Origin of the sequence: Kitasatospora sp. NPDC059803 (assembly GCF_042732255.1) — a bacterium.
In the GTDB taxonomy this organism is placed as follows: Bacteria; Actinomycetota; Actinomycetes; order Streptomycetales; family Streptomycetaceae; genus Kitasatospora.
Genome location: NZ_JBHWIJ010000098.1, coordinates 1 through 8104 on the forward strand (window position 1 = coordinate 1; position 8104 = coordinate 8104).

Below are 8104 nucleotides of genomic sequence, written 5' to 3' on the forward strand. Positions count from 1 at the left end.
CCCCTGTACCACCTCTGCCTCGGCCTCGTCGCCGTGGTCGTCCTGGTCGCCGTTGTGGGCGCCGGGGGGGCCCCGGAAGACCCCAACCCCCAAGACCAGGGGGACCCCCCCCCCCGCCCCCACGGGGCCGGGCCGGGGGGTGTCGGGGGGGGCCCGACACGTTCTGCAAGGTTTCGATCCGACCGGCCTCATCCGGTCAGTTGATCTGCGCAGCTGCGCCACCGAGGACTCGATGTCGACGGGCGGTGAGGTTTCCGGCCTCGTCGGCCTTGACGGTGACGCCCGTGCCCTTGGTGGTGAAGCGGACCTTGGCCAGGGCCGGTCGGGCCGGACGAAGTCGGGGTGGTTGATCTTGTGCCCGGGCCACTTGCGCCACATCGCCTCGCGGACCAGCCGTTCCAGTTGGGTGTCGTCTTCGGGGCGGTGCCCGCCTCCCGCTCCCTCCCTCCCCGCTGCGCGGACCCACCGGCGCAGCCGAGCCCTCGCCGCCGGAACAGACCACCCCAGCGGCCGTCGACGCCATGGCGTAGCCCCGCGCGCTGTCAGCGGCCGCTACCGGCACCGTGGAGGGAGGCTTCCCGGGCTCGAACCCCCGAGCGGGTCCGGGAAGCCGTACCAACGGCAATGGCCCCAGCGCAATGCCCCAGGCGTCATCGCCAAGACCTTGCACCTGCTCGCCGTCGTCGACCCGGTCGACCACACCTGTCGCCGCCAGACGCACAAGCGGCCAGGCGAAGTGAGCTAGGAATCCCCGTCCTTTAGGGCAGGGAGGATGTCAATGGGAGTGGTTTTGAACGCGGCGGTAGTCCTGTGGACGACACGCTACGTCGCCGCCGCCGTCGCCCAGCTGCGCGCCGAGGGCCACGACGTCGGAGCCGGGTGCCGTTCGCACCCGCAGTGACACCGAGGACCTCTGCGTAGGGGTTCGCGGGTGAGGCTGGGGCCTTGCCGCCGGATTCGGGTCCGGCCCTCCACGGAATGCGGAACAGGAACCACGCCAGGAGGGAGCCAGGGGGTGTCCCCGTAGATCAAGGTGAGGTTGACGGTGCCCGGGTAGACACGCCCTCGCTTGCGTCTGCCGACACGCTGCGGGACAGGCCGGATCGCTTGCTGAGGAGTGTCAACGCGGTGATCAAGGCGAGAGCGGCGAAGACGCCGGCTGCCCCGAACGCGGCATGCTGCCCGGTGGCGAGTGCGAGCGGTGTCGGACCGCCGATCGTGGACGTGCGGGCGGCGGCGACGCTGGTGCAGATGGCGGTGCCGACGGCGGTGCCGACGGCGAAGGAGGTGTCGGAGAGGCCGGCGGCCAGGCCTGAGTCCTTTTCGGTGACGCCGGTCAGCGCGGCGATCTGTGCGCATACCGTGACGGCGCCCATTCCCGCCCCGAACAGGAGCAGGGCCGCCGGCAGAAGACTCATTGGGCCACCGGCCGGTATGCGGGTGAGCAGCAGGCAGCCACACCCGAGCAGGACGGTCCCGGCGGCAGCTACCCGCCCCAGGCTGAGCCAGCGCACGATCCGTTGGCTCAGCAGTGCGCCTGCGGCCGCGGCGACGGTCATCATCGCGGCTGCCAGCCCGAACCGCGCCGCCGGCCAGCCGAGCACCTGCTGCACGAAAGAGGTGAGGGTGACGAGCATGCCGTCGACGGTCATGCCGGCGATGAGCAGGAGGAGGTTGCCACCGATCAGCATGCGAGAGCGCAGCGACTGAAAGGAAACGAGCGGGGCCGCCGATCGCTTCTCTATCAGGATGAACATCCAGACCAGCACGGCCACGGCGGCCAGTAGCCCGATGCTCTGTCCGTTCGCCCACCCGGATGTCGGTACCCGGGTGATCACGTATACGAGCAGAACGAGTGCTGGGGCGATGGTCAGCGCACCAGGGACATCGAAGGAACGGCAGCGTGCCCGGTCCCGGCTTTCGCGCAGCGTGGCGGGGGCGAGCACCAGCACGAGGGTCCCGACCGGGACGTTCACCCAGAACACCCACTGCCAGCCGAGGGTATCGGTGATGATGCCGCCCAGTAGTAGACCGGCGGTGGCGCCGAACCCGCCGAGGCCGCCCCAGATGCCGAGCGCCTTGTTCCGCTCGATCCCTTCGGGGAATGTGTTCATGACCATCGACAACGCGGCCGGAGCGATGATCGCGGCCGAGACGCCCTGCACCGCCCGGGCGGCCACCAGGGTCTGGATGGACGGGGCGAGCCCGCACGCCAGCGAGGCCACGACCCGCAGCACCATCCCGGCGATGAACACACGCCGACGGCCCAGCAGATCCGCAGCGCGGCCGCATAACAACAGCAGCCCGCTGAAGGCCAGCGCGTAGGCCGTCACGGTCCATTGGATGGCAGGACCGTGCAGGCGAAGGTGGCCTTCGATCGCGGGCAGGGCGGCGAGCAGGCTGGTGCCGTCCAGAATCGTCATGAAGAACGCCGTGCCCAGCAGCGCCAGCACCTGCCAACGGCGAGTCCGCGAACGGTTGCTCGTGGTCATCGCTGTTGCTGGATGCTTCGCAGCAGTTCGGTGGCGAGCGCGTCAAGCCACGTGCCGGTGCCCTGCTCCCGCCAGCTCGGTTCTTCGCGGCCGTCGAGGAAGGTGCTCTGCTCGGTGAGCAGCAGCCGGGTGCCACCACCCTCGGGGAGGAACTCCACCGTCGTCAGCGACACTGTCGCAAGGTCTTGCCCCTCGGACAGGGTGGAGGTGTAGACGATCCGCTCGTCCTGGACGATGTCGCGGTACCAGGACTCGAAAGTCAGCACCGGCCCACCGCCGGAGCGGCCGCGGTTGACCTCCCGCCCACCGACGCGGAAATCGAGCTCGTGCTCGGCGTCGAGGCCGGCGAACCAGCGGGCCTTTGCTTCGGGGGCGGCCCACGCGGCGAACACTGTGGCCGGTGAGGCCGCGTAGAGGCGTTCGAGGGTGAACGTGGCATGTGTGACCAGGTGATCGGTCATTGTGTGCTCCCTTGATCCGGGCTGTCGCAGTGTTCGGTCAGGTAGTCGCCGAGGCGATCGAGGCGGTGTTCCCAGGCAGTGCGCTGCGCAGCGATCCAGTCCTCGGCCATTCGCAGCACACCCGGCTCGAGGTGGCAGGTGCGTACCCTTCCGGCTTTCTCGGACCGGACCAGTCCGCAAGCCTCCAGTACCTGTAGGTGCTGCATCACCGCTGGCAGCGACATGGCCAGCGGCTGGGCCAGCTCACTGACCGAGGCAGGCCCGCGGATCAACCGTTCGACGATGTCCCGGCGAGTCGCGTCCGCCAGTGCTTGGAACACCCGGTCCAACGAACCAGATTGGTTAAGCATGTGCCTAACTGTTCGATGGCGGCAGCGAATAGTCAAGCATTTGGTTAACTTTTCTCCCGTCGGGAGTGCGCCGTTCCCGGGAGAAGACCCTCGAAGGCCCGGTCACCGTCGGTCGAGCCGTGCCCCCAAAGGTGTTGCAGAGACAGCTGGAACCCAAGACCCGTTGGCGCGGGAGTCGCCGTGCGCGCCCCATGGGCGCTCCTGCACGCCGTCTACCGCGTGGCACGGAGGTGCGCGAGGCGCCGCTGCTTCTTCAGGGCGGACCGCGCCGCATCGGGGACGAGGTCGTCGCCGCCTGGACCCGGTGGGAGGAAGCCGGCCGACCGGACCGCTACGAATACGGGATCACCGTCACCCCTGATGAGTAGTGGGCATGGCAGGGCGGCCCGCAAGGGGGCCCCACTCGGTGACGGCGCATCCGGCGTCCCTGCGGGCGACGGCCTCCGTTCCCCTGACAGGGCTGCGGCGGCCGTCCGCAACCGCGGTTGCGGAAACCCTCAGGCTCCGTGCTCCCGGGCCGCCGCGATACCCGCCCGTACCGCTTCCAGCAGGGCTTCCAGGCCCTGCGCCCGCTGCCATTCCTCGGCCGAGTGGTGCCATGTGTGCTGCGTCGCCGGGGCTTCGGGCGGACCGGCGACGATCTCGACGGTCCGCCTCCCCTTCCGGTCGGGGCCCGTGACCCGCAGGTCCATGTTCTGGATGTGGAATCGCTTCGGACAGCTGCCGAAGACCTCCAGGATCCGGCCGTCGAACGTGTAGAACTCTCTGCCTGCCCTGGCCGTGGTCTCGTCGGTCATGCGGTGACGCTACAGTCGGGGACCGGCGGCTGCCAGGAGCGGAGGCCACGCAAATTCACATGACAGCTGCGGCCGGCTCCGCGATCCTTTGCCGGTGGCCACGGAACCGGATCTTCTCAGTCTGAGCATCGTCTGCCCACCGCCCGGCGAGGGCGGCGTGGAGGTCCGCCCGTTCGTCAGTGGCCGGGATCTCCTGGCCGACCTGTCCCTCCGTAGCAGGGAATCGGGCGGCCCCCCGTTCGTGGGATCAGGCCCCCGGTATCTCCTGGGCCGGGGCGGGCCGTTGCATGCCACTGGAACTCCCCACGAGGTTCGGCTCGCTCGATCCGGATGCGGCTTTGAGCGGTGCTGCAGTGCTCTGTACGTGACGGTCACGCGCGACGAGGAGCATGTCGTCTGGGCGGGCTGGCGCGACCCGGTCGAGCGGGGCTTCGACCTGCCGGAGTTTCGGTTCGCCGCGGATCAGTACGAGGCCGAGGTCCTGCGAGCCGAGGAGGACCGCGGCTGGGAGTGGCCGGCGGCAGTGGTCGCGACGCTGCTGGAGGCGGGGCTGAGGGGACGCGAGGACTGGCTCGCCAGGTGGGAGTGCGAGGTGGAGGCGGTCTGGGCCTTCCGCGGGGAACCCGATCGGATCGACGTCGTCCTGAGGCATCCCCCTGGCCGGGACGAGACGGATCTGCCTTGGGCCCAGTTCCTGATGACCCTGCCGATCTCCGCGGACGACCCGTCGGACCAGGCCGAGCACCTTGAAGCGCAGCTGACCGCAGGCGATCCCCGTGCCACCGCCGAGCTCTGCGGAGGCTACCGGCCAGAGCAAGTGGGCTACCCGTGGCCGTAGCCGGCCGACCCGCTGTTCATGTGAACGGCAGGAAGAGGCGAGGCTGGGCGTCCTTCTGCCGTGCCGGACACTCCCCGTGCTCGGTCGGCGCCTGAAGACGCGGCCGCGGGGTGCCGGGGTCGCGGGGAGGGGCTTCGCCGGGGTGACGGCCACGACCTGCTCTATCGTTCCCGTACGGATGGGGTGGGACGGGTGAGCGGCCGTGGGTCGGGAAGGGGCGTGCGGTGTCGGGGAGTTCGGGCCGGACGGTCACGGTGTTGGGCGGCGGGGTGGCCGGGCTGACGGCGGCCATGGAGCTGGCGGAGCGCGGCTTCGAGGTGACCGTGGTGGAGCCCTCCGGGTGGGGCGGGAAGGCCCGGAGTGCCTCGGTTCCCGGCACGGGTACCGGCGGGCGGCTCGACCTGCCCAGCGAGCACGGGTTCCGGTTCTTCCCCGGCTTCTACCGGAGCCTGCCGGACACGATGCGGCGGATCTCCCTCCCGGGCTCGCTCTCGGGCGTGGAGGGCAACCTGCGGGAGGCGCCGCAGATGCTGTCCGCCCGGTCGGGGAGGATCGGGGAGACGGTCGTCGACGTGTCCCTGGCCGCCGGTCCGAGGACGCCCCTGCAGATCCTGAAGGCCCGGGGCATGAAGCTGGGCGCCGAGGGGGAGCTGAACGAGGAACTGCTGTACTTCGCCAACCGGTTGCTGGTCTACATGACCAGCAGCGCGCAGCGGCGGCTGGGGCAGTGGGAGCAGATGTCGTGGTGGGACTTCACCGCCGCCGACGGCGCCTCCGAGGAGTACCGGAAGGTGTGCGTCGTCGGGGCGACCCGCACGGTCGTGGCGGCCAGGGCGGAGGTGTGCAGCGCGCACACCGTCGGGGGGTTCCTGGAGGCCTTCGGCTACGGCTTCCTCGGCCGGGGCGAGGCCCAGGCCGCCGACCGGGTCCTGAACGCCCCGACCAGCACCGCCTGGATCGACCCCTGGGTGCGGCACCTGGAGCGGCTGGGGGTGCGGCTCGAACTCGGTTGGCAGGTGGAGCGCCTGACGGTGCGGGGCCGCGCCGTCGTCGGCGCCGTCCTGCGCGGCCCGGGCGGCCGGCGGCGGGAGGCGGCCGCCGACTGGTACGTGTGCGCGCTCCCGGTCGACCGGATCGGGACGCTGCTGGAGCGCGGCCTGGCCGAGGCGGACCCGGAGCTGAAGAAGACGGCGCACCTGCGCACCGACTGGATGGTCGGCCTGCAGTTCTACCTCACCGAGCCCACCCCGATCACCCGCGGCCACGTCATCTACCAGGACTCCCCGTGGGCCCTGACCTCCATCAGCCAGGCGCAGTTCTGGGACACCGACTTCCGCGCCACCTACGGCGACGGGACGGTGGCCGACTGCCTGTCGGTCGACATCTCCTCCTGGGACACCCCCGGCATCCTCTACGGCAAGCCGGCCCGCGACTGCACCCGGGCCGAGGTCGTCGCCGAGGTCTGGGCCCAGCTCGCCGACGCCCTCGACGACGGCCGCCGCCGGACCCTCCACGACGGCCTGCTCCACTCCTGGCACCTGGACCCGGCCGTCAAGAACCTCGACGGCCCCGGTCCCGCGACCAACGACGAGGCCCTGCTGATCAACACCACCGGCTCCTGGGCGCTGCGCCCGCGGGCGCGGACGGCCGCGGTGAACCTGTTCATGGCCGGGGACTTCGTCCGCTGCCCGGTGAACCTGGCCACCATGGAGGGCGCGAACCAGAGCGGCCGGGCGGCGGCGAACGCGCTGCTGGAGGCCGCCGGGCACGGCGCCGAGCCGGCCGTGGTCCACGCCCTGTACGAGCCGCAGGAACTGCGCCGCCTGAAGGAGGTGGACGCCGCGCTCTACCGGCAGGGCCGTGCGCACATCCTCGACACCCCGGCGCCCTGGTCCTCCCGCGCCGGGGGCGACCGGTTCAGTACGAGCGGTTGACGATCAGTTCGCAGAGCGCGTCAAGGTCGGCGACGGCACCGGGCACCGCACCGGGGCCGTCGGCGAGGCTCCGCAGACGGCGCCGGGCCCCGTCCGCGTGCTCGGCGGCGCGCTCCACCGTCCAGCGCCGGCCGCCGGCCTCCTCCACCAGCCGGGCCAGCTCCGCCTCCCCGGCCCGGCCGGGGCCGGCCGGCAGCGCGTAGCGGCGGGCCAGTTCGTCGCCCGCCGCGGTGTTCGAGGCCATCGCGGCGACCACCGGCACCGAGAGCTTGCGTGCCCGCAGGTCCGCGAAGACCGGTTTGCCCGTGACCGTTTCGTCGCCCCAGATCCCCAGCAGGTCGTCCACCAGCTGGAACGCCATGCCCAGGTCGTGTCCGAACGCGGCCAGGGTCTCGACCTGCGCCGGCCCGCCGCCGCCGTGGAGGGCGCCCAGCCGGCAGGCGCAGGAGATCAGCGACGCCGTCTTGCCCGACACCATCTCCAGGCACTCGGACAGCTCGACGCGGGGCGCGGCCTCGAACAGCACGTCCAGGCTCTCACCCACCGCGAGCTGGATGAGCGTGTCCAGCAGGGCAGCCGACGCCTCGCCGGCGACGGCTTCGCCGTCGGGGCCTGCGAGCACCTCGAACGCCAGCATCAGCAGCGCGTCGGCCGACCGGGTCGCCGCGCCCGGCCCGAACACCTCCCAGGCGGAGGCCCGGTGGCGACGGAGCGCATCGCCGTCCAGGACGTCGTCGTACAGCAGCGACAGGTTGTGCACCATCTCCACCGCCACGGCGGCGGGCACCGCCCGCTGCGGGTCTCCTCCCACCGCCCGGGCGCAGCCCAGCGCCAGGGCCGCTCGAACGTTCTTGCCGCCGTGCCGCCGGTCCGGGGATCCGTCGCGGGTCCATCCGAACTGGTAGGCCGCCACCTGGCCGACCGCGCCGTCCAACTGCCCGACCCAGCGCCGCAGGTGTGCGTCACAGGTGGCAGCCGCGTCCTTGAGGACCGATTCGGCCCGCGCACGATCCGACAACACCCACCCCTGCCTGCCGGTCCGGCCGCGCCCGGCGACCCGGCCGCCGCCCCACACCTTCGCGGCACCCGGGCGAGCGTACGCGACCATGCCCCCGGGCGGTCCGGCGGGCCCGCCCCGGATCTCCCGGAGTCCGGGACAGGCCGGCGGGCCCCCGGGGGCGGGCGGGCCAGGCTCCCCCCCCCGGAGGACAAGTGTGGGGGGGGGGGGGAGA

At 71.8% G+C, this 8104-nt stretch carries 9 protein-coding genes; 3 read left to right on the forward strand and 6 right to left on the reverse strand.

The window, feature by feature from the left end; genetic code table 11:
* Nucleotides 1-196: 196 nt before the first annotated feature.
* The gene (locus ACFV6I_RS17745) at nt 197-367 is read right to left on the reverse strand and encodes a hypothetical protein (RefSeq protein ID WP_380426204.1); all 171 of its coding nucleotides are present in this window, start codon (nt 365-367) and stop codon (nt 197-199) included.
* A gap of 411 nt (nt 368-778) precedes the next feature.
* Between ACFV6I_RS17745 and ACFV6I_RS17750 the strand changes: the two genes are divergently transcribed.
* Nucleotides 779-901 carry a hypothetical protein gene (locus tag ACFV6I_RS17750; protein ID WP_380426244.1) on the forward strand — a complete coding sequence of 41 codons (123 nt, stop codon included), beginning with the start codon at nt 779-781 and terminating at the stop codon, nt 899-901.
* Nucleotides 902-1028: 127 nt separating this feature from the next.
* Here the strand turns inward: ACFV6I_RS17750 and ACFV6I_RS17755 are convergent, their stop codons facing one another.
* From ACFV6I_RS17755 to ACFV6I_RS17770, 4 genes are all read right to left on the reverse strand, one after another.
* Nucleotides 1029-2492 (reverse strand): MFS transporter, encoded by a 1464-nt coding sequence (locus ACFV6I_RS17755; RefSeq protein WP_380426206.1) that lies wholly within the window; start codon nt 2490-2492, stop codon nt 1029-1031.
* Nucleotides 2489-2953, reverse strand: a complete 465-nt coding sequence (locus ACFV6I_RS17760; RefSeq protein WP_063351816.1) for an SRPBCC family protein — start codon at nt 2951-2953, stop codon at nt 2489-2491. The genes ACFV6I_RS17755 and ACFV6I_RS17760 overlap by 4 nt, the downstream gene beginning before the upstream one ends.
* Nucleotides 2950-3303 carry an ArsR/SmtB family transcription factor gene (locus ACFV6I_RS17765; protein WP_380426208.1) on the reverse strand — a complete coding sequence of 118 codons (354 nt, stop codon included), beginning with the start codon at nt 3301-3303 and terminating at the stop codon, nt 2950-2952. The genes ACFV6I_RS17760 and ACFV6I_RS17765 overlap by 4 nt, the downstream gene beginning before the upstream one ends.
* Before the next feature lie 497 nt (nt 3304-3800).
* Entirely contained in the window at nt 3801-4100 is a 300-nt protein-coding gene (locus tag ACFV6I_RS17770) for a hypothetical protein (protein ID WP_380426210.1), read from the reverse strand.
* Nucleotides 4101-4464: 364 nt separating this feature from the next.
* On the opposite strand from ACFV6I_RS17770, the gene ACFV6I_RS17775 reads away from it, so the two are divergent.
* Together ACFV6I_RS17775 and ACFV6I_RS17780 are read left to right on the forward strand one after the other, a co-directional pair.
* Entirely contained in the window at nt 4465-4938 is a 474-nt protein-coding gene (locus ACFV6I_RS17775; RefSeq protein WP_244293771.1) for a hypothetical protein, read from the forward strand.
* A 224-nt stretch (nt 4939-5162) separates the two neighbouring features.
* Nucleotides 5163-6872, forward strand: coding sequence for an FAD-dependent oxidoreductase (locus ACFV6I_RS17780; RefSeq protein ID WP_380426213.1), 1710 nt, complete (start codon nt 5163-5165; stop codon nt 6870-6872).
* On the opposite strand, the gene ACFV6I_RS17785 is transcribed toward ACFV6I_RS17780, so the two are convergent.
* Nucleotides 6856-7890, reverse strand: a complete 1035-nt coding sequence (locus ACFV6I_RS17785) for a polyprenyl synthetase family protein (RefSeq protein ID WP_380426215.1) — start codon at nt 7888-7890, stop codon at nt 6856-6858. The two genes, ACFV6I_RS17780 and ACFV6I_RS17785, sit on opposite strands and share 17 nt — an antisense overlap.
* Nucleotides 7891-8104: the final 214 nt, after the last annotated feature.